Origin of the sequence: Rhizobium ruizarguesonis (assembly GCF_017357285.1) — a bacterium.
GTDB lineage: Bacteria > Pseudomonadota > Alphaproteobacteria > Rhizobiales > Rhizobiaceae > Rhizobium > Rhizobium ruizarguesonis.
The window spans coordinates 3537495-3560450 of sequence record NZ_CP071678.1 but is presented as its reverse complement, the minus strand read 5'-3'; the positions used below and the strand labels follow the sequence as shown (position 1 = coordinate 3560450).

Here is a 22956-nt window from a genome sequence, read left to right as displayed (position 1 = left end):
CGGCAGACAGACCGTCATCGCCAACTATTTGCGCGAGATATAGCCGCCCCGATTGATGCCGTGGCGCTGAAGTTTGTCATAAAACGTCTTTCTCGGAATGCCGAGCGCTTCGATGGTCCGGCGAACGTCTCCATCATTGGCCGACAGCGCGTCACGGACGATCTCCGCTTCGTAGCGCTCTAGCCGTTCGGGAAGTGTCTCGCCTGTCGGCTGCGGAGAGACAACCGCCGTTGCCCCACCTTCCACGCCAAGCACGACTCTTTCGGCATAATGGGAGAGTTCGCGGACATTGCCCGGCCATGCGTGCGAGGCAAGATGCCGGCGGACATCGGGTGAAAGCGGCGGCACATCACGGCGGAAGCGCTCCGCGGCGCGGGCAGTGAAGTGGGAGAACAGCAGCGGAATATCGTCGCGACGTTCTCTCAGCGGCGGAATGGAGATCGTCACGACATTCAGCCTGTAATAGAGATCCTCGCGAAAATCCCCGCGCACCGAGGGATCTCCGAGGTCGATCTTGGCTGCCGCGACGACGCGAAGATCGACCGGACGCACCTCGTTGGTGCCGAGCGGCGTGATCTCCCGCATTTCCAGCACCCTCAGCATTTTGACCTGCGTGGCGGCCGGCATGCTTTCGATTTCGTCGAGGAAAAGCGTGCCGCCGCTTGCATGTTCGATGCGGCCCGTGCGGCGCTTCTGAGCGCCGGTAAAGGCGCCGGCCTCGTGGCCGAACAGCTCGCTTTCGATGACGGTTTCGGGCAGGGCGCCACAGTTCAGCGCCACGAAATTGCCCTTCCGGCGGTGGCTCCATTGATGCAGGATCTGGGCAACCACTTCCTTGCCGCTGCCCGTTTCGCCGGCGACGAGCACGTCCACATCGGTATCGGCGATGTGCCGAAGGATGTTTCTGAGGTTTTCCATGACAGGCGTCTGGCCGATCAGCGGCAAATTCTCCTGCGCATCCTCGGCTGCTTTCCGCAGCATGCGGTTTTCCAGAACAAGCCGCCGCTTCTCGCTTGCGCGACGCACGCTCTGCACGAGCCGATCGGCTGCGAAGGGCTTGGCGATAAAATCATAGGCGCCGTCCTGGATCGCCTGAACGGCCATGGGAATATCGCCGTGGCCGGTCATCAGGATCACCGGCAGGTCGGCATCCATGCCTTGCAGCGTGGCGAAGAGTTGCAGTCCGTCGATCTCCGGCATGCGGATATCGGTGACGATGGGGCCGGCAAAGTCCGCCGGCAGGTCTGCCAGCGCGGCTTTCGCACCATCATAGGCGGAAACGGAAAATCCGGCGAGTTCGAGCGTCTGCGCGGTGGCGCGACGCAGATCCCTGTCGTCGTCGATCAGCGCAACGGGCATCAGTGTGTCCATGACCTCAAGCCTTCCTCAACTGAACGGTGAACCGAGTTCCGCCGCCATCGCTTGCAACCTCCATCCGGCCGCCGTAATCGCCGACGATATCCTTGGAGATCACCAGGCCAAGGCCGAGACCGCTTTCCTTCGAGGTATTGAATGGCGTGAACAAGCCTTTGCGGATCTCCGGCGGGATGCCGGGGCCGTTATCGGCGACCGTCACCGTTACCATCCCTGCATCAGTGGACGTCGTGACCTCAACGCGACCCTCTCCGGCCTTCGGCGCCACCGCCTCCAGGGCGTTTTGAAGCAGGTTGATGAGCACCTGCTCGAGACGAATCCGGTTTCCCATCACTTGCAGGTCAGGGGGCGGCAGGTCGATGTCGAGCGTATCCATCCGCCCGGCAAAGCGGCTGCGCAACAGCATCACCGCACCCTCGATGACGTCTTTCAATCCGGTTGGTTCGGCGCTGCCGCGGCCCTTGCGGGCAAAGGTCTTCAGCTCCTCGGTGATCGAGCCTATGCGCTCCGTCAGCGCCGCAATGCTTTCGAGATTTTCGCCGGCAGGCGCCGTTTGGCCGCGATCGAGGAAGGTGCGGGCGTTATCCGCATAGGCACGAATGGTCGCCACCGGCTGGTTGATCTCATGGGCGACGCCGGCGGCCACCTGACCCAGGATGGCCAACCGGTTGGCCTGCACCAGATCCTGTTGCACCGCCTGCAGCTTCTGCTCCGTACTCTTGTGGCCGATGATTTCAGCCTGCAGCCGGTCCCGCGCCTGGCTGAGATCCAGCGTCCGCTCGACTACCCGCCGTTCCAGTTCCTCCCGCGCCTGCTGTTCGCTGGAGATCCGCAGGGTGATCACATGGCGGCGGCGCAACAGGAAGGCTGCTCCGGCCAGCAGCGGCAGGAGTATCAGCAATGCCAGCATCCGGGCCTCGCGAATCCCGGCATCGACGGACGGCCCCAGCGCCACGAGATGCTGCAAATGCCATCCGGTCGCCGGCACCGACGTTGCGACATCGAGAAACCTGGTTTTCCCGGCATCGCCCGGCATGACGATCTCGACGACATCGAGCCCGTCACCGAGATTTCGGACCATGTCGAGGGGCAAGGGTTGAAGCGGCGCATCGCCGAATTGAAGGCTTTCGCGGATCGGCGTCAGCCGGTCTTCGGCGATCCGGCCGATCGTCATGAACCGCCATGACGGAAGACTGGTGATGAGGACAATCCCGCGCTCGTCAACGACGTAGGACGGGGTGCCCGAGGCGTTCCAATCTGCCTCGACGTCGTCGAATTCGACCTTGACGACAACGACGCCCAGCAGGCCATGGCTGCCCGAAATCCGCTGGGAGATATAGAGACCCGGTTTCTTGCTGACCGTGCCGAGCGCGAAGTGCTCGGCCTGTCCTCGTTCGGCCGCCCCCTGAAAATACTCCCGGAAGCGGTAGTCATTGCCGACGAAGCTCGTCGGTTCGCGCCAGTTGCTGGCCGAAACCGCGATGCCGTCCTTGTCGATGACATAGATGACGGCAGCCTTCGTGCCCGCCGCCAGCATTTCAAGCTTCTGACTGAGCTGCTTGAACGTGCCGGCATCGTTTCCCGCCAGTGCCGCGGCGAGCGCGGTATCCTGCGACAGCACGAAGGGAAGCGCCCGGTATTTTTCGAGAACCGTGCGCAGCAAAGCCGCATTCAGCCTCGCATCCATGCGGGCCTGTTCCTCGAGGGCAGCCTCCGCCCGGTGCCGGCCGATCTCGCCGCTTACCCACAGGCTGACCACGACGGCGACAAGGGCGAGCACAGCATAGGCCCACCACATCCGGCGGATGCGGTGCTGCAAGGGCAGGGAAGGCCACAATTTCTGCGACACGGACATAACAGATTTGTGCATTTTTCTGCACGAAGCGCAAATGGATTTGTGCGGATTTCCGCATTGCTTAATTAGCCCTCAGCAGTCTCCGTAAATTTTTTTGTAATAAAATCAAATGTTTGTCTCGGGGCGCGAAACTGGCACGGCGATTGCGAAAGGATATGCCAACAACGGCTGAGCTGTTGGACTTGAAGCGAACGGCTCGGGAGGCCGGAGTTCGTTCCGGACGAGCCATTAGGAGGACATCATGATCGCAGCACCACTCGATGCAGTCGCAGGCAGCAAGGGCAAGAAGCCCTTTTATACCCATCTTTACGTCCAGGTTCTCGCAGCTATCGCTGCGGGCATCCTTCTCGGCCATTTCTATCCCGAACTCGGCACCCAGTTGAAGCCGCTCGGCGATGCCTTCATCAAGCTCGTCAAGATGGTCATCGCGCCGGTCATCTTCCTGACGGTCGCGACCGGCATTGCCGGCATGAGCGACCTGCAAAAGGTCGGCCGCGTCGCCGGCAAGGCGATGCTGTACTTCCTGACCTTCTCGACGATGGCGCTGATCATCGGCCTGATCGTCGCCAATGTCGTCCAGCCCGGCGCCGGCATGAACATCGATCCGGCTTCGCTGGATCCGAGCACTGTCGCCACCTTTACCGCGAAGGCGCATGAACAGAGCGTCGTCGGCTTCCTCACCAACATCATCCCGACGACGATCGTCGGCGCTTTTGCCGATGGCGACATTTTGCAGGTGCTGTTCTTCTCGGTGCTCTTCGGTATCGCGCTCGCCATGGTCGGCGAAAAGGGCGAGCAGGTCGTCAACTTCCTCAATTCCCTGACGGCGCCTGTCTTCAAACTCGTCGCCATCCTGATGAAGGCAGCGCCCATCGGCGCCTTCGGCGCCATGGCATTCACCATCGGCAAGTATGGCGTCGGGTCGATCGCCAACCTCGCCATGCTGATCGGCACCTTCTACGTTACATCTCTGCTCTTCGTCTTCATCGTTCTCGGCGCTGTTGCCCGCTACAACGGCTTCTCGATCGTGGCGCTGCTGCGCTACATCAAGGAAGAGCTGCTGCTGGTGCTTGGTACGTCGTCTTCAGAGGCCGCACTGCCGGGACTGATGAACAAGATGGAAAAGGCCGGCTGCAAGCGCTCGGTCGTCGGCCTCGTCATCCCCACGGGCTATTCCTTCAATCTCGACGGCACCAATATCTACATGACGCTGGCGGCCCTGTTCATTGCCCAGGCAACCGGCATCCAGCTTTCCTGGGGTGACCAGATCCTGCTGCTGCTGGTCGCGATGCTGAGCTCCAAGGGTGCCGCAGGCATCACCGGCGCCGGCTTCATCACGCTTGCCGCGACGCTCTCCGTCGTCCCGTCCGTGCCGGTCGCCGGCATGGCGCTCATCCTCGGCATCGACCGCTTCATGTCGGAATGCCGGGCGCTGACCAACCTCGTCGGCAATGCGGTTGCGACGATCGTCGTGGCACGTTGGGAAAATGAGCTGGATACGGCGCAGCTTGCTGCGGCACTGGGGGGGCAGACCGGAGAGGATACTTCGGCTGCCGGGTTGCAGCCGGCCGAATAGTCAGCCGCATCCTCTTATCCTTAGAAACGCTGCAGCGGCCCGTCATCCAACGGGCCGTTTCTCTTTTCTGCTTCAGCTGCGATTGTCGCCGAGAAGGCTGTTATAAACGGCGCCGATCGCGCTCGCTTCTTTCTCCAGCGCGAAATTCGCCCTGACATGCCGCAGCGCACTCTCGCCATGCGCGATCGCCAGCGCGGGATCGGCGATGTAAGGCGCGATTGCCCGCGTCAGCGCCTCGCCGTCGCCGGCGGCGACGACCGAACCCGTCTCGCCCGTGACGATGAGCTCGGCATAGGCGCCCGCATCCGATGCCACCACCGCGGTCCGCGAGGCCATGGCTTCGAGCGGCGTCAAGCCGAAGCCCTCGTTGCGGGAGGGGGCGACGTAAAGCGTCAGGCGACGATACCAGACCTTGATATCAGGCACTTCGCCGAGGAAGTGGATACGGTTGCTGAGCCCGGCGGCGGCGACATCCGCCTTGAGTTTGTCTGCGAATGCCACGTGCTCGGCCGTCACGCGACCGGAGACGACTGCCGTCCACTCAGTATGCTGCGGCAGCAGTTCGATCATCGCCCTGACGAAAAGGTCAGTGCCTTTCTGATGGCGCACACGGCCGAAACAGCCGACGAGATGGCGGCCGGGCAGGCCGGTGGCGGCGATGCCGTCCTCTGCGGTATCAGGCGGATGGAAGAGGGCAAGGTCGACGCCATGCTGGATGACCGTGTGCGGCACCTCGAGGAACGAGCCGGAACGGTCGCTGGTCGCGATGACGGCGTCCATGCGGCGGATCAGCCATTTCGTATAGGCGGTGTGGCGGCGTTGCGCGGCCGAGGTGAAGAGAAGCTTCAGCGGCATGCGCGTGAGATGGCGAAGCAGGATGCCGACGGCCATCTCGTTGTTGCGGCGCGCGTGCCAGACACGCCGGCGCCGGCTCGCCGGCGGGCGCCAGAGGCCAAGGAGCTGCCGCCACTTAAGTTTCGGCAGGTCCTCCGGCAGGCCGGGGCCGAGTGTCGCGATCTTGATCCCGAGCCGGATCTGGCACGGGATGAGCTGGACGATCGTCGACGTGACGCCGGAGAGCCGGCGCTTGAAATTGGGCGCAATGATCTCGACGTCACGGATATCAGGCAAGGGAGGGGTCTCGCGGCTGGCGGGCGATCAGCCCCAGGAAACCTGGAGGATTTCGTAGGCCTTGGAGCCGCCCGGCGCGTTGACCTCGATGGAATCGCCGACTTCCTTGCCGATCAGCGCACGGGCGATTGGCGAGGAGATGGAGATGCGGCCGGCCTTGACGTCCGCTTCCTGGTCGCCGACGATCTGGTAGGTCTTTTCTTCCTCGGTGTCCTCGTCGATGAGCTTCACCTTGGCGCCGAACTTGATCTTGTCGCCCGACATCTTGGTGAGGTCGATGACCTCGGCGCGCGCCGTCAGGTCTTCCAGCTCGCTGATGCGGCCTTCATTGTGGCTCTGGGCTTCCTTGGCGGCGTGGTATTCGGCGTTTTCGGAAAGGTCGCCATGGGCACGGGCTTCGGCGATCGCCTCGATGATTCGGGGGCGCTCCTCCTGCTGACGCCAGCGCAGCTCTTCCTGCAGCTTGACGAAACCGCCCTGTGTCATCGGTACCTTTTCAACCATTTTTCTGTCCTTCAATCCTCGTATCCGCACAATCAGCGGCGAACACAAAAGAAAACAGGTCCCGAAGGGGAGCTTCGGAACCGTGCCACAATCTTAGTCGGACGCTTATAGCAGATCGCCAAGGCCGATTTCCAGAAAATTCGCATAAAAGAAACGCGGCCCGCCCCGATATCAGGTGGTGCGACTTGAAAATGGGCAGAAATCGGATCGTCCTGATTGACTCCCATTGTGGGAACATATAGTGAACATACTAATGAAGAAGTCGCTCACAGAACGCTTGGCCATCCTTTCCGATGCTGCGAAATATGACGCTTCCCGCGCTTCCAGCGGCACGGTGAAACGTGATTCCCGGGCAAGTGGGGGGCTCGGTTCGACCGAAGGATCCGGCATCTGTCATGCCTATGCCCCGGACGGACGGTGCATTTCGCTTTTGAAAATACTGCTGACCAATTTCTGCATCTACGACTGCGCCTATTGCGTCAATCGCTCGTCGAGCAATGTCGAACGGGCGCGCTTTACGCCCGAGGAGGTCGTCTGGCTGACGCTGGAATTTTACCGCCGCAACTATATCGAAGGCCTGTTCCTTTCCTCCGGCATCATTCGTTCGTCCGATTATACGATGGAAGAAATGGTCCGCATCGTCCGCGAACTGCGTGTGACGCATAATTTTCGCGGCTATATCCATCTGAAGTCGATCCCCGAGGCGTCGCCGCATCTGATCGAAGAAGCGGGGCTTCATGCCGACAGGCTGTCGCTGAATATCGAGTTGCCGACGGATAACGGCATCACCCGCTTCGCGCCGGAAAAGAAGCCTGCCAATATTCGGCGATCGATGGGAGATCTGAGGCTGAAGATCGAGGCCGCCGGCGAACCGACGCTGCGGACGAAGAAGCGTCAGCGTTTTGTGCCGGCCGGCCAGAGCACGCAAATGATCGTCGGCGCCGATGGCGCGAACGATGCGACGATCCTTGCGACCAGCGGTCGGCTTTACAGCAGCTACGGCCTTAAGCGCGTCTATTATTCCGCCTTCAGCCCCATCCCGGATTCGTCGAAAAATCTGCCGCTGATCAAGCCGCCGCTGATGCGCGAACACCGGCTCTATCAGGCCGATTGGCTCTACCGATTCTACGGCTTCGGCATTGACGAGATCACCGCGAACCAGGCGGGAGGCATGCTCGATCTTACCCTCGACCCCAAACTTGCCTGGGCGCTCGCCAACCGGGCCGAATTCCCTGTCGACATCAACAAGGCCGAGCGTGAACGGTTGCTGCGTGTGCCCGGCCTCGGCACCAAGACAGTCAAGGCGATCGTCTCGGCCCGCCGTTTTCGCCGCCTTCGGTTGGACGATCTCCAGCGGCTCGGCATTTCGATCAAGAAGGTCCAGTCCTTCATCTCGGCAGAAGGATGGTCGCCGCGCCGATTGATCGAGCGCCCCGACCTTCGCGCCATGTTCGAACCGCAACCTGAACAATTGTCGTTGCTGTGATGCGCCGGGTCGTGCTTGCAGGACGCGGGGAGCTTGCCGAATGGCGTGACGCCGCGCGCGCTTTCGCGGCCGCCGGTATCCTGCCGGAAGAGATCGATTGGCGCGAAAGAGGCGCAGAGGCGGACCTTGCGTTTCAACGCGACGCCATGCCGCCGACGCCTATCATGGCACGCAAGCTGATGACGGTGCCGCCCGCCTTCATCGAGCTCGCGGAAACAGTTCTCTGCCATTCCGACCCGGCGCGCTTTTCCCTGCTTTACCGTCTGCTCTGGCGGCTGCAACTGGACCGGCAACTGCTTGAAGTGGCTTCAGACGAGGACGTCGCCCGTGCCAGGCTGATGGCGAAAAACGTTCGACGCGACGCGCACAAGATGACGGCCTTCGTCCGCTTCAAGGAGGTTGCTGCGGTATCGGCGGACCGTCGAAAATTCCTCGCCTGGTTCGAGCCGGATCATCATATCATCAGGCGCACAGCCCCCTTCTTCCAACGGCGCTTCACCGACATGGACTGGCTGATCGCCACGCCCAAGGGGTTGGCCGCCTGGGACGGCGAGCGGCTGACGATGAGCGATGCGCCGTGCGAAAAACCCAATCTCACCGATGCCACCGATGAACTTTGGCGCACCTACTACGCCAGCATTTTCAATCCGGCGCGGTTGAAGCTGAAGGCGATGCAGGCGGAGATGCCGAAAAAGTACTGGAAGAACCTGCCGGAAGCCGACCTTATTCCTGGGCTGATCGCATCGGCGGAGAGCAAGGTGCGCGCTATGGCCGCACGGGAGGCGACCCAGTCATTGCCCTTTCACGATCGCCTGCAAGAAGCCGCGCGCAGCATTCCAGCTGAACCCGAAGCGCCGGCGGGCACGCTGGAAGCACTGCGCGCGGAAGCTGCCGCCTGCACCCGCTGTCCGCTTCATGCGAAGGCGACGCAAACCGTATTCGGGGAGGGGCCGCGCGATGCCGAGGTGATGTTCGTCGGCGAGCAGCCGGGCGACCAGGAGGATATATCAGGGCGCCCCTTCGTCGGTCCCGCCGGCAGGCTCCTCGATCAAGTGATCGCTGAAGCGGGCATCGACCGCTCAACGCTTTACGTCACCAATGCCGTCAAGCATTTCAAATATGAGCCGCGCGGCAAGCGTCGCATCCATCAGAAGCCCAATATGGGCGAGGTGAAGCATTGCCGCTGGTGGCTCAATCTGGAGATGGCGCTGATCAAGCCGAAGCTGGTCGTCGCCATGGGGGCGACGGCGCTCGCGGCGCTGACCGATGCGAAACAGCGGCTACAGGATGTCAGGGGGAAAGCGATCGCGATCGACGAGAGGCGAACGCTCTTCGTGACGGTGCATCCATCCTATCTGCTGCGTATTCCCGACGAGCGGTTGAAAACGGAAGAACTGGCACGATTTCGCGAAGATATGCTGAAAATCCAGCGGCTTATGGCAGGGGCTGGATAAATTGATTCCGATTTAAGGAACGACCGAACGGAGGTGCGCCACCGCTCATCGAGCGATGGCGTTGCCGTATCTCAGGCGAAGTAGCTCTGCAGCGGCCGCACTTCGAGATTGCCGGCCTTCAGCGCCTTGATCGCCTGGGCGGCTGCCTCGGCGCCTGCCATCGTCGTGTAGTAGGGCACCTTCTGCATCAGCGTCGCACGGCGCAGCGACTTGGAGTCCGAGATCGCCTTGTTGCCATCGGTGGTGTTGATGACGAGCTGGACCTGGCGGTTGCGGATCGCGTCCTCGATATGCGGACGGCCTTCAAGCACCTTGTTGATCTTGGTGGCCGTGATGCCGTTTTCGGCGAGGAAGCGGGCGGTGCCGCCGGTCGCCAGTACCTTGAAGCCCTGTTCGACGAGGATGCGGATCGCCGGCAGAACGCGCGGCTTGTCGGCGTCGCGGACGGAGACGAAAACCGTGCCGTCACGCGGGAGCTCGACGCCAGCGCCAAGCTGCGACTTGGCGAAGGCCAGCGCAAAATCGGTGTCGAGACCGATGACTTCGCCGGTCGAGCGCATTTCCGGGCCGAGCAGCGTGTCGACGCCGGGGAAGCGGGCGAAGGGGAAGACGGCTTCCTTGACGGCGATGTGCTTCAGCTTGCGCGGATCGGGCTTCTCACCATAGGCGGCGAAGGTCGCATCGAGTTTTTCGCCGGCCATGACGCGGGCGGCGATCTTGGCGATCGGCGCGCCGATGGTCTTGGCGACGAAGGGCACGGTACGCGAGGCGCGGGGATTGACTTCGAGAACGTAGACGGTGCCGTCCTTGATGGCGAACTGGACGTTCATCAGGCCGCCGACATTGAGGGCCTTGGCCATCGCCTTGGCCTGGCGCTCCAGCTCGTCGAGCATCTCGTTGGAGAGCGTGCGCGGCGGCAGCGAGCAGGCGCTGTCACCGGAATGGATGCCGGCTTCCTCGATATGCTCCATGATGCCGGCGACATAGACGTCGGTGCCGTCGGAGAGGCAGTCGACATCGACTTCGATGGCGTGGCTGAGATAGCTGTCGAAGAGCAGCGGGTTCTTGCCGAGCAGAGTGTTGATCTGGCCGGTCTTGTCGTTGGGATAGCGCTGCTTGATATCCTCAGGCACCAGCTCAGGGACGGTATCAAGCAGGTAGCTCTGCAGCTGGCCTTCCGAATGCAGGATCTGCATGGCGCGGCCGCCGAGCACGTAGGAGGGACGAACGACCAGCGGGAAGCCGATTTCGGTGGCGACCATGCGGGCCTGCTCGACCGAATAGGCGATGCCGTTGTTCGGCTGGTTGAGGTCGAGCTTCATCAGCAGCTTCTGGAAGCGGTCGCGGTCCTCGGCAAGGTCGATCATATCGGGCGCGGTACCGAGGATCGGGATGCCGTTCTTTTCCAGCGCCTCGGCAAGCTTCAGCGGCGTCTGGCCGCCGAACTGGACGATGACGCCGACGACTTCGCCCTTTTCCTGTTCTGCCCGCAGAATCTCGATCACGTCCTCGGCCGTCAGCGGCTCGAAATAGAGGCGGTCCGACGTATCGTAATCGGTCGAGACGGTTTCCGGGTTGCAGTTGATCATGATCGCCTCATAACCCGCATCCTTCAGCGCGAAGGCGGCGTGGCAGCAGCAATAGTCGAACTCGATGCCTTGGCCGATACGGTTCGGGCCACCGCCAAGGATGACAACCTTCTTGCGGTTGGACACTTCAGCCTCGGAGCGGGCGGCGCCGACGAAAGGCGTCTCATAGGTCGAATACATATAGGCGGTCGGCGAGGCGAACTCGGCCGCACAGGTATCGATGCGCTTGAAGACAGGGCGGACATTCAGGCTGTTGCGGAATTCGGCGACTTCCTTCGGGCGCTTGCCGGTCAGGGTCGCCAGACGCGCGTCGGAGAAGCCCATGGCCTTCAGCATGCGCAGGTTTGTGGCATCCTGGGGCAGGCCGTGCTCGCGGATGCGAGCCTCCATCTCGACGATCGCCTTCAGTTCGGCGATGAACCAGGGATCGATCTTGCAGCCTTCATGGACTTCGGCCTCGCTCATGCCCTGGCGCAGCGCCTGGGCGACCATGCGCAGGCGATCGGGCGTCGGTGTGCCGATTGCGGCGCGGATGGCGTTCTGGCTGGACTCTCCCTCTTCGAAGCCGGGGATCTCGATCTCGTCGAGGCCGGTCAGGCCGGTTTCGAGGCCGCGCAGTGCCTTCTGCAGAGATTCGGCGAAGGTGCGGCCGATCGCCATGACTTCGCCGACCGACTTCATCGCGGTCGTCAGCACCGGCGAAGCGCCGGGAAATTTCTCGAAGGCAAAACGCGGGATCTTGGTGACGACGTAGTCGATCGACGGTTCGAAGGAGGCAGGCGTTGCACCGCCGGTGATATCGTTATCCAGTTCGTCGAGCGTATAGCCGATCGCGAGCTTGGCGGCGATCTTGGCGATCGGGAAGCCGGTGGCCTTGGAGGCGAGCGCCGACGAGCGCGAGACGCGCGGGTTCATTTCGATGACGACGAGACGACCGTCCTTCGGATTGACGGCGAACTGGACGTTCGAGCCGCCGGTCTCGACGCCGATCTCGCGCAGCACCGCGATCGAGGCGTTGCGCATGATCTGGTATTCCTTGTCCGTCAGCGTCAGCGCCGGCGCGACGGTGATCGAATCGCCGGTGTGGACGCCCATCGGATCAATGTTCTCGATCGAGCAGATGATGATGCAGTTGTCCGCCTTGTCGCGGACGACCTCCATTTCATATTCCTTCCAGCCGAGCACCGATTCCTCGACCAGCACTTCGGTGGTCGGCGAGGCATCGAGGCCGCCGCCGACGATCTCGAAGAATTCCGAGCGATTGTAGGCGATGCCGCCGCCGGTGCCGCCGAGCGTGAAGGAGGGGCGGATGATAGCGGGCAGGCCGACATGGTCGATCGCCTGGGCGGCAATCGCCATGGCATGGCTCATGTAACGCTGCTTGCGGTCGCTCTCGCCGAGGTTCCACTGGTTTTCCAGTTCGTCCAGCGCCGTGTCGAGGTCGGGTCCGGAAAGGCTTTCACGCAGCTTGATGCGCTCGGCCTCGTGTGTCTTGCGGTCGAGGTCCTTGATGTCGGTGGCGTTCGCCAGCATCGAGCGCGGCGTTTCCAGCCCGATGCGGGCCATCGCCTCGCGAAACAGCGCGCGATCCTCTGCCATGTCGATGGCGGCGGGTTTGGCGCCGATCATCTCGACATTGTAGCGGTCGAGCACGCCCATGCGCTTCAGCGAAAGCGCGGTGTTCAGCGCCGTCTGGCCGCCCATGGTCGGCAGCAGCGCATCCGGACGCTCCTTGGCGATGATTTTGGCGACGACTTCGGGGGTGATCGGCTCGACATAGGTGGCGTCGGCAAGACCCGGATCGGTCATGATCGTCGCCGGGTTGGAGTTGACGAGGATGACGCGGTAGCCTTCCTCTTTCAACGCCTTGCAGGCCTGGGTGCCGGAATAGTCGAACTCGCAAGCCTGGCCGATGACGATCGGTCCCGCGCCGATGATGAGGATCGATTTGATATCTTGGCGCTTCGGCATGAGTGCTTCCGTTTTCTGGCTGCGCAGAAAGCCGGCCAGGGTGGGTGATCACCGGGTCGGGTCGCGCATGCTGGGTCTTTTCAGGCTAGAAGCGGCTTATAGGCAAATGTATTTGCAAACGGAACCCCATAAATCGCGGAATCGACAGGAATCCAACACAGCACGAAAGACTATTTCCCGTCAGGCACGACCACCACCCGGATTTCGCCGCCGCCCTGCTTCCGGAAGAGCGAAAGCGGGAGTCCCATCAAGCGCTTGGCGCGACTTCTTTAGGTGAAGCGGCGGCGCACATCCTCGGCATAGCTGCGGCTGACCGGGATTTCCGTGCCGTCGCGGGTCAGGATCAGCAGCCTGCCATTGTCGCGTTTCAGGCTTTCGACATGGGCGTCGGCCACCCAGTGCGAGCGATGGACGCGAAGGCCCGGCGTTGCGGCGGTTTCCTTCAGCGCATCGGCGAAACGCAAGAGTACCAGTTCGCGCCCGCGGCCGGTCACCACCTCGGTGTAGTGATCCTGAACGGAGAGGCGCAGCAGCGGGCCCCGATTCTCAGGCTTCAGCCGGTTGAGGATCGAGGCGCCCGGGCTGGCTTCCTCAGGAACTGCGGCTTCGGCGATTTTCTGGCTCATCGCCATGTAGGTCAAAAGGCAGAAGAGGGCGCAGAGCGGCACCGCAAAAAGCGCGCGCTGCAGGCCGCTTTGCAGCGTGGTCGTTTCGCCGGTGAAAACATAGTCGACGAGGCCGATGGCAAAACCGATCGGCAGGGCGGCTATGAGCGAACCCGTCATCATGCGGGCGAACATCGAAACGATCACCCCCCGCAGCAGTCTTTCGGCCGTTACCGCGCAGAGGATGGCTATCGCCCAGGCAAGGGCATGCAGGGTCAGCCAATAGGCGAGGCGTTCGCCGAACGCCATGCTTTCCATCGTGCCGTAGGGACCGGTGAAGGCAAAGAGCAGGACGATCGCGGCAAAGGTTCCCCAGAAGCGCCGGGAGTGGAGAAAGACCTGCAATTCGCGAAGCGTGGATTGCAAGAAGGGGTGAATCACGAAGTTTTCCTGCCGTTTGCGCGGTTCGGATTGAGGCTGATGAAGTCTTGGCGGAAACAGCGATCGAATTCAACCGGATGCTGCCCATGACCCTCGAACCGCTCCTCGGCGCCCCGCTCGCCGTTCAGATCCATGTCACTGCTGTTACGCCGGCGGCACTTCTCGGTGCCTATATCCTGCTGCGCCCCAAGGGCACGCCGCTGCACCGGCTGCTCGGCAGGATCTGGATGGCGCTGATGGTTGTCACGGCGATATCGAGCTTCTTCATTCACCAACTCGATCTCTTCTACGGGTTCAGCCCGATCCATCTTTTGTCGATCGCAACGTTGTTCGGCAGCTGGAATGCGATCGCGGCGGCCCGCCGCGGCGATATCCGTCTGCACAAGCGCATCGTCGCCGGCCTTTATTTCGGTGGCATCGTCCTTGCCGGCCTGTTCACTTTCGTGCCTGGCCGGATCATGCATGCGGTCGTCTTCACCGGCGTCGAATGGCCGGCTGCCCTTGCCGCGGCGGTGATCGGCTCGATCCTGGTCGCGATCGTGCTGCGTCGCCGGCGCGGGCGCCTGATTGCCCGATGAAGTCGCTGGAATTCCGGCCGCCGACGGATATATAACTCGTTGAGTGCAAGCACGGGCATTGCCGGGGAGAGCGAAGATGGAATGGAGAGGCCGGCGTCAGTCCGACAATATCGAGGATCGCCGCAGCGATCCGACCGGCGGCGGTTTCGGCCGCGGCGGTGGCTTCAACTTTCCTTCCGGCGGCGGTGTTCGCCGCGCCGGCGGCGGCCTCAGCATCGGCACGATCATCTTCCTCGTCGTCATCTATTTCATCTTCAAGATGATGGGCATCGATCTGCTGCAGGTGCTCGATACCGGCAGCACGACAAGCGGTCCCGGCTACGAGCAGAGCCAGTCCAGCGGCACACGCACACCCGCCAATGACGAGATGACCGCATTCATGCGCACCGTCCTTGCCGAGACTGAGGATACCTGGAAGGGCATCTTCCAGGCGCAGGGCCAAAATTACGAAGAGCCGCGTCTCGTGCTGTTCTCGGGCTCGACGGCCTCGGCCTGCGGCTCGGCATCGGCGGCAACAGGTCCGTTCTACTGCCCGAGCGACCACAAGGTCTATCTCGATACAGAATTCTTCCAGGAGCTTTCCGACCGCTTCGGCGCGTCGGGCGATTTTGCCGAGGCCTATGTCGTTGCCCATGAGGTCGGCCATCACGTGCAGAACCTGCTCGGCATCCTGCCGAAGTTCAACCAGGCCCGCCAGCGCATGAGCGAGGCCGAGGCCAACAAAATGTCGGTGCGCGTCGAATTGCAGGCCGATTGCTTTGCGGGCATCTGGGGCAAATATACCCAGCAGAAGGGCCTGCTCGAGTCAGGCGATCTGGAGGAAGCGCTGAACGCCGCCCAGCAGATCGGCGACGATTCGCTGCAGAAGCGGTCACAGGGTTACGTCGTGCCTGAGAGTTTCAACCACGGCACCTCGGAGCAGCGGGTCAGATGGTTCAAGCGCGGCTTCGACAGCGGCCAGCTGTCGGCCTGCGATACGTTCTCGGGACCGGTTTGAGGGGAGATGAAGGGCGCATGGCACAAAGCACATCGCAGCCCCTTCCATTCCTTGCTTACTTCTCGCTGTCCATATGCTGCAGCATATGTTCCGGATAACGCCCACCCGCGGCCGCATCTTTCGGCACGGCGCGTTCGATGATGGCGAAATCGTCTGGCGACAGGTCGACGGCGCGTGAGCCGAGCGCCTCGGTCAGTCGGTCGCGGCGGCGAGCGCCGATGATCGGGACGATATCCTTGCCCTTGGCGGCGACCCAGGCGATGGCGATCTGGGCGACCGAGACGCTCTTTGCCTGGGCGATCTCACGCAGCTTCTCCACCAGAGCGAGGTTCTGTTCGATATTGCCTTCCTGGAAGCGCGGGCTGTAGGCGCGGAAATCGCCGGCCGTCCCACCCTGGCCCTTCTGCCAGTGGCCGCTGATCAGGCCGCGCGAGAGCACGCCGTAAGCGGTGATCGAAATGCCGAGTTCGCGTGTCGTCGGCAGGATCTTCTCCTCGATGCCGCGCGAGATCAGCGAATATTCGATCTGCAGGTCGACGATCGGGGCGACAGCGGCGGCGCGGCGGATGGTGTCGGCGCCGACTTCCGACAGGCCGATATGCCTGACATAACCTGCCTTGACCATGTCGGCGATGGCGCCGACCGTGTCCTCGATCGGCACGTTCGGATCGAGGCGGGCGGGGCGGTAGATGTCGATATAGTCGACGCCGAGGCGCTGCAGCGTATAGCTGAGGAAGTTCTTCACCGCGACCGGCCGAGTGTCGATGCCGCTCCAGCCGCCGACGGGATCCCGCAGACCGCCGAACTTGACGCTGATGACGGCGTCCTCGCGCCTGCGGCCCTTCAATGCCTCGCCGATCAGCATTTCGTTGTGGCCCATGCCGTAGAAATCGCCGGTGTCGAGCAGGTTGATGCCGGCATCGAGCGCGGCATGGATCGTCGCGATGCTTTCTGCACGGTCGGAGGGGCCGTACATGCCCGACATGCCCATGCAGCCGAGGCCGATGGCCGAGACATCGGGTCCGGTCTTTCCCAAACGATAGGTCTGCATTGTCTTCTCCTTTTCGGCGCCGGGGCGGCGCTGTCGGACGCCGTTTTACCGCTTTCGCATTTGTGCGATAATCCGGATAGTGTCGAACGGGTCGTACGGAAAAATGCACAATGAACGATCTTCCTCTGAGTGATCTGGATGTCTTCACGGCGATTGCAAGGGAGCGAAGCTTCCGCGCCGCCGCCCGCAAGCGCGGGGTTTCAGCGTCTTCGCTGAGCGAGTCGCTCAGGCGGCTGGAAGAGCGGCTCGGCGTGCGCCTGCTCAACCGGACGACGCGCAGCGTCACGCCGACGGCCGCCGGCGAACGATTGCTGGCCCAACTGGCGCCGGCGCTCAGTGAGGTCGCGGCCGCACTCGGGGCGCTCGACAATTTCCGCGACAGGCCGGCCGGTACGCTGCGGCTCAATGTGCCGACGATCGCGGCGCGGCTGTTCCTGCCCGACATTGCCTGCCGGTTCCTGAAGCTCTATCCCGAGATCGAGCTGGAGATCGTCGCCGAGGATACGTTCATCGACGTGCTCGCCGCCGGTTTCGATGCCGGCATCCGCTATGACGAGCGCATCGAGCGCGACATGATCGCCGTGCCGATCGGCCCGCGCCGGCAGCGCTACGTCACCGCCGCTTCGCCGGCGTATCTCAAGGAAAGGGGCGTGCCGCAGCATCCGCGCGACCTGCTGGAGCACAGCTGCATCCGGCACCGGTTCCTCAGCGGATCGGCGCTGACCTGGGAGTTCGAGCGCGGCGGGGAGTCGCTGACGATTTCGCCGCGTGGAGCGCTTACCTCCAATTCAATCGAGGTGGAGCTTGCGGCCGCTGTGGCGGGACTGGGCATCATCGGCTCATTCCAGGAGCTCCTGGAACCGGGCCTTGGCTCTGGTCTACTGGTTGCTATCCTCGACGATTGGGTCAGCGAGTTTTCCGGACCGTATCTCTACTACGCGAGCCGACGGCATATGCCGGCACCGTTGCGCGCTTTCGTCGATTTTTTGAAGCTGGAACGGCCGCGCGCGCCCTCCGGTTGAGATCTCTGATAAATTCCCGTACAGCATTATCAAAAGCTTTGAAATGTTCACGGATTGTTTCGGTTTCTTTTCTGAGCTATGTCACTTTCTCGGCGACGAGATCGTCTTTTCAGAACAAACCGCTGTAGAGATGCCTCATGCTTGACCCGAAATTTGTTCGCCGCGGCCTTTTCCTGGTCTTCATCATCCTTTTCCTCGACATTATCGGCATCGCCATCATCATGCCGGTGCTGCCCGCCTATCTGGAGCAACTGACCGGCGGCAGCGTCAGCGATGCGGCGATCGACGGCGGCTGGTTGATGCTCGTCTATGCCGGTATGCAATTCCTGTTCGCGCCGCTGCTCGGAAACCTGTCCGACCGTTTCGGCCGCCGGCCGATCCTTTTGCTTTCGGTGCTGACCTTCGCGATCGACAATTTCATCTGCGGCATCGCCACCAGCTTCTGGATGCTGTTCGTCGGTCGCGTGCTTGCCGGCATCAGCGGCGGCAGTTTCGCGACCTGCTCGGCCTATATCGCCGATATCAGCACGGAAGAGAACCGGGCGAAGAATTTCGGGCTGATCGGCATCGCCTTCGGTGTCGGCTTCACCATCGGCCCCGTCGTCGGCGGTGTCCTCGGCGAATTCGGCCCGCGTGTGCCATTCCTCGGCGCGGCCGCGCTATCGCTTGTCAATTTCATCGCCGCCTGCTTCCTGTTGCCGGAAACGCTGGAGGCGAAGAACCGCCGGCGGTTCGAGTGGAAACGTGCCAATCCGCTCGGCGCGTTGCGCCAAATGCGCCACTATCCCGGCATCGGCTGGGTCAGCCTCGTCATGTTCCTGTTCTTCCTGGCGCATGCCGTCTATCCCTCGGTCTGGTCGTTCGTCTCAACCTATCGCTACGGTTGGAGCGAGGGGCAGATCGGCCTGTCGCTCGGCATTTACGGCATCGGCGCCGCGATCGTCATGGGGCTGGTCCTGCCGCGGATCGTGCCGGTGCTCGGCGAGTGGAAGACCGCTCTTCTCGGCCTCTGCTTCTCGGCCGTCGGGCTCACCGGTTATGCCTTCGCCTGGGAAGGCTGGGTCGTCTACGTCATCATCGTTGCGACCGTCATGGAAAATGTCGCCGATCCGCCGCTGCGCAGCATCGCCGCCGGCATGGTGCCGCCCTCGGCGCAGGGTGAGTTGCAGGGCGCGCTTACCAGCCTCAGCAGTATCACCACCATCGCCGGGCCGCTGATCTTCACCCAGATGTTCGGCTACTTCACACGGCCCGAGGCGCCTGTCACCTTTGCCGGCGCGCCCTATCTTGCCGCCGCCCTGTTCATCCTGGTGGCCGCCGGCGTGTTCCTCGTGCGGGTCCGGGTCCGTGAACCGGCCGAGGCGCTGGAAGCGGCAGGTTGATCGATCAGAAACGCTGATGTGATGATGAATTTTTCATCATCTGCCTCATTTGGGGTAGTTCTTTGCGGGGCTTTGATCTAAGCCCGGATGATATTTCGCCGCAAGCTGCGGCGACGCATATTTCAATCACAGGACTGGTGTCATGGACACGCCGATCGACGCGCGCAGACTTGCGCCGACAACCGATAATCGTTGGGGCGCACATTTCCGTGCCACGCTGGCGCTCGGCATTCCGCTGATCGGCGCGCAGCTTGCCCAACTCGGCATCAACACCACCGATGTGATGATCGTCGGCCGCCTCGGCGCCGAGCATCTGGCGGCAATGGTGCTTGCGGCACAGTTCCTCTTCACGATCCTGATCTTCGGCTCGGGCTTTGCCATCGCCGTCATTCCGATGGTGGCGCAGGCCTATGGCCGCGGCGACCTCGTCTCGGTGCGCCGGTCGCTGCGCATGGGTCTGTGGGTGGTGATCGCATACTGGGTGATCATGCAGCCGGCCTTCTTCAATTCGGAGCAGATCCTTCTCTTCGCACAGCAGAAGCCCGAGGTGGCCAAGCTCGCCCACGGCTACATCATGATCGGCCAGTTCGGCGTGCTGCCGGCACTGCTCTTCAACGTCATGCGCGCGCTGGTCAGCGCCATCGGCAAGGCGGGCATCATCCTCAACGTCACCATCGCCACGCTGGTGATGAACGCGATCTTCGCCTATATCCTCGTGCTCGGGCATTTCGGCTTTCCGGCGATGGGGCTCGAAGGTGCTGCAATCGTTTCGGTCGTCGTCCAGACGGCCGGCTTCCTGTTCATCCTGGCTTTCGTGCAGCGGCGGGAAGAGACGCGGCGCTACGAGATTTTCGTGCGGTTCTGGAAGCCCGACTGGCATGCGCTGCTGGAGGTCATCCGGCTTGGTTTCCCGATCAGCGTTACCATCCTCGCCGAAGTCAGCCTGTTCACGGTGGCCTCGCTCTTGATGGGCTATATCGGCACCATCGAGCTCGCCGCCCACGGCATTGCCCTGCAATGGGCCTCGATCGCCTTCATGATCCCGCTCGGCCTCAGCCAGGCGGCGACGGTGCGCGTCGGCGTCGCGCATGGGCGGGGCGATTATCAAGGGCTGGTGCGCGGTTCGATCACGGTGCTCATCCTCGCCTGCGCCATTTCGGCGGTGGGCAGCGTGCTCTTTGCCACCATGCCGCAGTTCCTCGGCAGCTGGTTCCTCGACGTCAACTCGCCCGAGGCGCCTAAGGTGCTTGCCTATGCCGGACCGCTGATCGTCGTTGCCGGACTTTTCCAGCTCGTCGACGGGCTGCAGGTGATTGCCAATGGATTGCTGCGCGGCCTCAAGGACGCACGTGTGCCGATGATCATGGCGTTGATCGCCTACTGGCCGATCGGCTTTTTCCTCGCCTGGGCCTTTGCCTTCCCGCTGGGTTTCGGCGGCATCGGCATCTGGTTCGGCTTTCTCGTCGGGCTGGCAGCCGCCGCCGTCATGCTCTGCGCGCGCTTCTACCTTCTTCTTCGCCGCGAAGGAGTGGCGGCCGGCGCCTGATATCTCCTGATCAGGCTGCGACCGGCTTGTAGCCGGCGATATCGGCGCGGATGCCGAGCCGTTCGAACATTTCCTGCGCACTAAGGTTCGTCGTCGCCTGCGCGGCGGCGCCCGCTGCCTGCGATTGCTCGAACGCTTCGGCATTTTCCCATTCGGCGATCGTCACGAAGTTGAATTCGCCGGGTCCTGCGACCTGTTCCAGGACAGAGTGACGGGTGAAGCCTTGCTGCGTCTGCAGCAAGGCATGTGTGCACACCATATGCATCAGGAACTCGTCACGCGCCGGGGGCGGCACGGCGAACTTGTCGATCCTGTAGAAAACGCCGTTCATCCGGTTTACCCCCGCATCAGATGTTTGCAGGCAGATCTGTAATCCCTCAAGTTAAGTTGAGGTCAATATGCGAATGAAGAAAAAGGCCCGCCTAAGCGAGCCTTCGTCTGAATGGGTATTATTTGAAATCAGCGCTCGGCGAGCGCCGGTTCGCCCTTCTTCTCGCGCACCATGTTGATGAAGCGACGGAAGAGATAGTGGCTGTCCTGCGGGCCGGGAGAGGCTTCCGGGTGGTGCTGGACCGAGAAGACCTGCTTGCCGAGGACGCGCAGGCCGCAATTGGTGCCGTCGAAAAGCGAAATATGAGTCTCTTCAACGCCATCCGGCAGCGACTTCGAGTCGACCGCGAAGCCGTGGTTCATCGAGACGATCTCGACCTTGCCTGTGGTATGGTCCTTGACGGGGTGGTTGGCGCCGTGGTGGCCCTGATGCATCTTCTCGGTCTTCGCGCCGAGTGCCAGGCCCAGCATCTGGTGGCCGAGGCAGATGCCGAAGACCGGGATATCGGTCTTAACAAGCGTCTTGATCACAGGCACGGCATATTCGCCGGTTGCCGCCGGATCGCCCGGGCCGTTCGACAGGAAGATGCCGTCCGGCTGCATGGCGAGCACGTCTTCGGCGCTCGTTGCGGCCGGCACGACCGTCACTTTGCAGCCGAGGCCGGCAAACAGGCGCAGGATGTTGCGCTTGACGCCGTAGTCCAGGCAGACGACGTGGTATTTCGCCTCCGTCGCCTTGAGTTCACCGTAACCTTCATTCCACACCCACGGCGTTTCGGCCCATTGCGAGGACTGGCCCGAGGAGGCGATCTTGGCAAGGTCGAGACCTTCGAGGCCGCTCCAGGCTTTGGCTTCGGCCTTCAGCGTCTCGGTGTCGAAGACGCCGTTCGGGTCGTGGGCGATCACCGCGTTCGGAGCGCCGTTCTCACGGATCCAGGCGGTCAGCGCGCGCGTGTCGATGCCGCAGAGACCGATGACGCCGCGGGCCTTCAGCCATTGGTCGAGGTGCTTGGCGGCGCGGTAGTTCGAAGGGTCCGTGATGTCGGCCTTGAAGATGACGCCGACGGCGCCATGGCGGGCGGCAGGGGTCAGATCCTCGATGTCTTCATCGTTGGTGCCGATATTGCCGATATGCGGGAAGGTGAAGGTGACAATCTGGCCGAGATAGGAAGGGTCCGTCAGGATCTCCTCATAGCCGGTCAACGCGGTGTTGAAGACCACTTCGGCCGGCACCTTGCCGGTGGCGCCGATGCCCTTGCCTTCGATGACCGTGCCGTCGGCAAGAACGAGCAGGGCGGTCGGCTTTTCGATTGTCCAGGGTGCTGTCGCGGTCATCTTCATCCCGTTTCCGGCGATCGGTCACGCGTTGCCGCGGCTGGCCGCCTTTTGATCTCGCAGGCGTGTGGACGCGGCAATGCCGCGCGCTTCAAGCCTGATCACGAATTTTGGTGCAGGTGGCGGTAAATAGCCACGCAATCGCTTGCGGTCAATCTTTGTAGCCGAGATTGCTGCCGTTTTCCTGCGCTTTATCGCACTGACCGCGCAATTTATTTGATCCCCCGCATCAGCGTGGTTTATGAAGCGGCATCAAAACAGGAGTGAAGACCATGCTGCGCGATCAACTCGCCACCCAGCTGAAAGAGGCGATGAAGGCCAAGAATGCGGAGCGGCTTTCCACCGTCCGGCTGATTCAGGCCGCGGTCAAGGACCGCGATATCGCCAATCGCGGCATTGGCAAGGAGCAGGCGAGCGACGACGAGATCCTGCAGATTCTCGCCAAGATGGTGAAGCAGCGCGACGAATCGGCCAAGATCTACGAGGAGAATTCCCGGCCGGAGCTTGCCGCCAAGGAGCGCGCCGAAATCATCGTCATCCAGGATTTCATGCCGAAGCAGCTTTCCGACAGCGAAGTGCGCGCCAACGTCTCGGCGATCATCGCCGAGACGGGTGCCGCAGGCGCCAAGGACATGGGCAAGGTGATGGCGGCGCTCAAGGAGCGTTATGCCGGCCAGATGGATTTCGCCAAGGCGTCGGCGACCGTCAAGGAACTGTTGAACGGATAAG

General features: G+C 62.3%; 18 protein-coding genes. 9 read left to right on the top strand and 9 right to left on the bottom strand.

The features are described 5' to 3' along the window. Nucleotides 1-24 precede the first annotated feature (24 nt). Both J3P73_RS17660 and J3P73_RS17655 read right to left on the bottom strand, forming a co-directional pair. Nucleotides 25-1371, bottom strand: a complete 1347-nt coding sequence (locus J3P73_RS17660) for a sigma-54-dependent transcriptional regulator (RefSeq protein WP_018074014.1) — start codon at nt 1369-1371, stop codon at nt 25-27. Nucleotides 1372-1375: 4 nt separating this feature from the next. Beyond that, on the bottom strand, nt 1376-3244 hold the full coding sequence (locus J3P73_RS17655; protein WP_018074015.1) for a sensor histidine kinase: 1869 nt from the start codon (nt 3242-3244) through the stop codon (nt 1376-1378). A gap of 226 nt (nt 3245-3470) precedes the next feature. Between J3P73_RS17655 and J3P73_RS17650 the strand changes: the two genes are divergently transcribed. Beyond that, nucleotides 3471-4805 carry a dicarboxylate/amino acid:cation symporter gene (locus J3P73_RS17650; protein ID WP_018074016.1) on the top strand — a complete coding sequence of 445 codons (1335 nt, stop codon included), beginning with the start codon at nt 3471-3473 and terminating at the stop codon, nt 4803-4805. 72 nt (nt 4806-4877) lie between these two features. Here J3P73_RS17650 and J3P73_RS17645 read toward each other — a convergent pair whose 3' ends face one another. Next, complete coding sequence (locus tag J3P73_RS17645) at nt 4878-5936, bottom strand: glycosyltransferase family 4 protein (RefSeq protein ID WP_130692331.1); 1059 nt, start codon at nt 5934-5936, stop codon at nt 4878-4880. Between the two features lie 27 nt (nt 5937-5963). Next, nucleotides 5964-6440 carry a transcription elongation factor GreA gene (gene greA / locus J3P73_RS17640; protein ID WP_018074018.1) on the bottom strand — a complete coding sequence of 159 codons (477 nt, stop codon included), beginning with the start codon at nt 6438-6440 and terminating at the stop codon, nt 5964-5966. Between the two features lie 253 nt (nt 6441-6693). On the opposite strand from greA, the gene J3P73_RS17635 reads away from it, so the two are divergent. Together J3P73_RS17635 and J3P73_RS17630 are read left to right on the top strand one after the other, a co-directional pair. Further along, a complete protein-coding gene (locus J3P73_RS17635; protein WP_207580011.1) occupies nt 6694-7926 on the top strand; it encodes a putative DNA modification/repair radical SAM protein in 1233 nt (410 codons plus the stop codon). Further along, complete coding sequence (locus tag J3P73_RS17630; protein WP_018074020.1) at nt 7926-9380, top strand: UdgX family uracil-DNA binding protein; 1455 nt, start codon at nt 7926-7928, stop codon at nt 9378-9380. The genes J3P73_RS17635 and J3P73_RS17630 overlap by 1 nt, the downstream gene beginning before the upstream one ends. A gap of 71 nt (nt 9381-9451) precedes the next feature. Here J3P73_RS17630 and carB read toward each other — a convergent pair whose 3' ends face one another. Then, a complete protein-coding gene (carB, locus tag J3P73_RS17625) occupies nt 9452-12940 on the bottom strand; it encodes a carbamoyl-phosphate synthase large subunit (RefSeq protein WP_018074021.1) in 3489 nt (1162 codons plus the stop codon). Between the two features lie 269 nt (nt 12941-13209). After that, the gene (locus J3P73_RS17620; RefSeq protein ID WP_018074022.1) at nt 13210-13986 is read right to left on the bottom strand and encodes a LytTR family DNA-binding domain-containing protein; all 777 of its coding nucleotides are present in this window, start codon (nt 13984-13986) and stop codon (nt 13210-13212) included. 47 nt (nt 13987-14033) lie between these two features. Here J3P73_RS17620 and J3P73_RS17615 point away from each other — a divergent pair, with 47 nt between their 5' ends. Together J3P73_RS17615 and ypfJ are read left to right on the top strand one after the other, a co-directional pair. Beyond that, nucleotides 14034-14564, top strand: a complete 531-nt coding sequence (locus J3P73_RS17615) for a DUF2306 domain-containing protein (protein WP_018074023.1) — start codon at nt 14034-14036, stop codon at nt 14562-14564. 76 nt (nt 14565-14640) lie between these two features. Continuing rightward, a complete protein-coding gene (gene ypfJ / locus J3P73_RS17610; RefSeq protein WP_018074024.1) occupies nt 14641-15561 on the top strand; it encodes a KPN_02809 family neutral zinc metallopeptidase in 921 nt (306 codons plus the stop codon). Nucleotides 15562-15616: 55 nt separating this feature from the next. Here ypfJ and J3P73_RS17605 read toward each other — a convergent pair whose 3' ends face one another. Next, on the bottom strand, nt 15617-16612 hold the full coding sequence (locus J3P73_RS17605; RefSeq protein WP_027689215.1) for an aldo/keto reductase: 996 nt from the start codon (nt 16610-16612) through the stop codon (nt 15617-15619). 110 nt (nt 16613-16722) lie between these two features. Between J3P73_RS17605 and J3P73_RS17600 the strand changes: the two genes are divergently transcribed. The 3 genes from J3P73_RS17600 to J3P73_RS17590 all read left to right on the top strand — a co-directional run bounded on the left by J3P73_RS17600 (nt 16723) and on the right by J3P73_RS17590 (nt 20562). Then, entirely contained in the window at nt 16723-17634 is a 912-nt protein-coding gene (locus J3P73_RS17600; RefSeq protein ID WP_018074026.1) for a LysR family transcriptional regulator, read from the top strand. Between the two features lie 137 nt (nt 17635-17771). After that, nucleotides 17772-19016 (top strand): TCR/Tet family MFS transporter, encoded by a 1245-nt coding sequence (locus tag J3P73_RS17595; RefSeq protein ID WP_018074027.1) that lies wholly within the window; start codon nt 17772-17774, stop codon nt 19014-19016. Between the two features lie 142 nt (nt 19017-19158). Continuing rightward, on the top strand, nt 19159-20562 hold the full coding sequence (locus tag J3P73_RS17590; protein ID WP_018074028.1) for an MATE family efflux transporter: 1404 nt from the start codon (nt 19159-19161) through the stop codon (nt 20560-20562). Nucleotides 20563-20572: 10 nt separating this feature from the next. Here J3P73_RS17590 and J3P73_RS17585 read toward each other — a convergent pair whose 3' ends face one another. Next, entirely contained in the window at nt 20573-20893 is a 321-nt protein-coding gene (locus tag J3P73_RS17585; protein ID WP_018074029.1) for an antibiotic biosynthesis monooxygenase family protein, read from the bottom strand. Nucleotides 20894-21021: 128 nt separating this feature from the next. Next, the gene (carA, locus tag J3P73_RS17580; RefSeq protein ID WP_032996063.1) at nt 21022-22227 is read right to left on the bottom strand and encodes a glutamine-hydrolyzing carbamoyl-phosphate synthase small subunit; all 1206 of its coding nucleotides are present in this window, start codon (nt 22225-22227) and stop codon (nt 21022-21024) included. A 272-nt stretch (nt 22228-22499) separates the two neighbouring features. Between carA and J3P73_RS17575 the strand changes: the two genes are divergently transcribed. After that, nucleotides 22500-22955 (top strand): GatB/YqeY domain-containing protein, encoded by a 456-nt coding sequence (locus J3P73_RS17575; protein ID WP_018242983.1) that lies wholly within the window; start codon nt 22500-22502, stop codon nt 22953-22955. The last annotated feature ends 1 nt before the right edge of the window (nt 22956 follow it).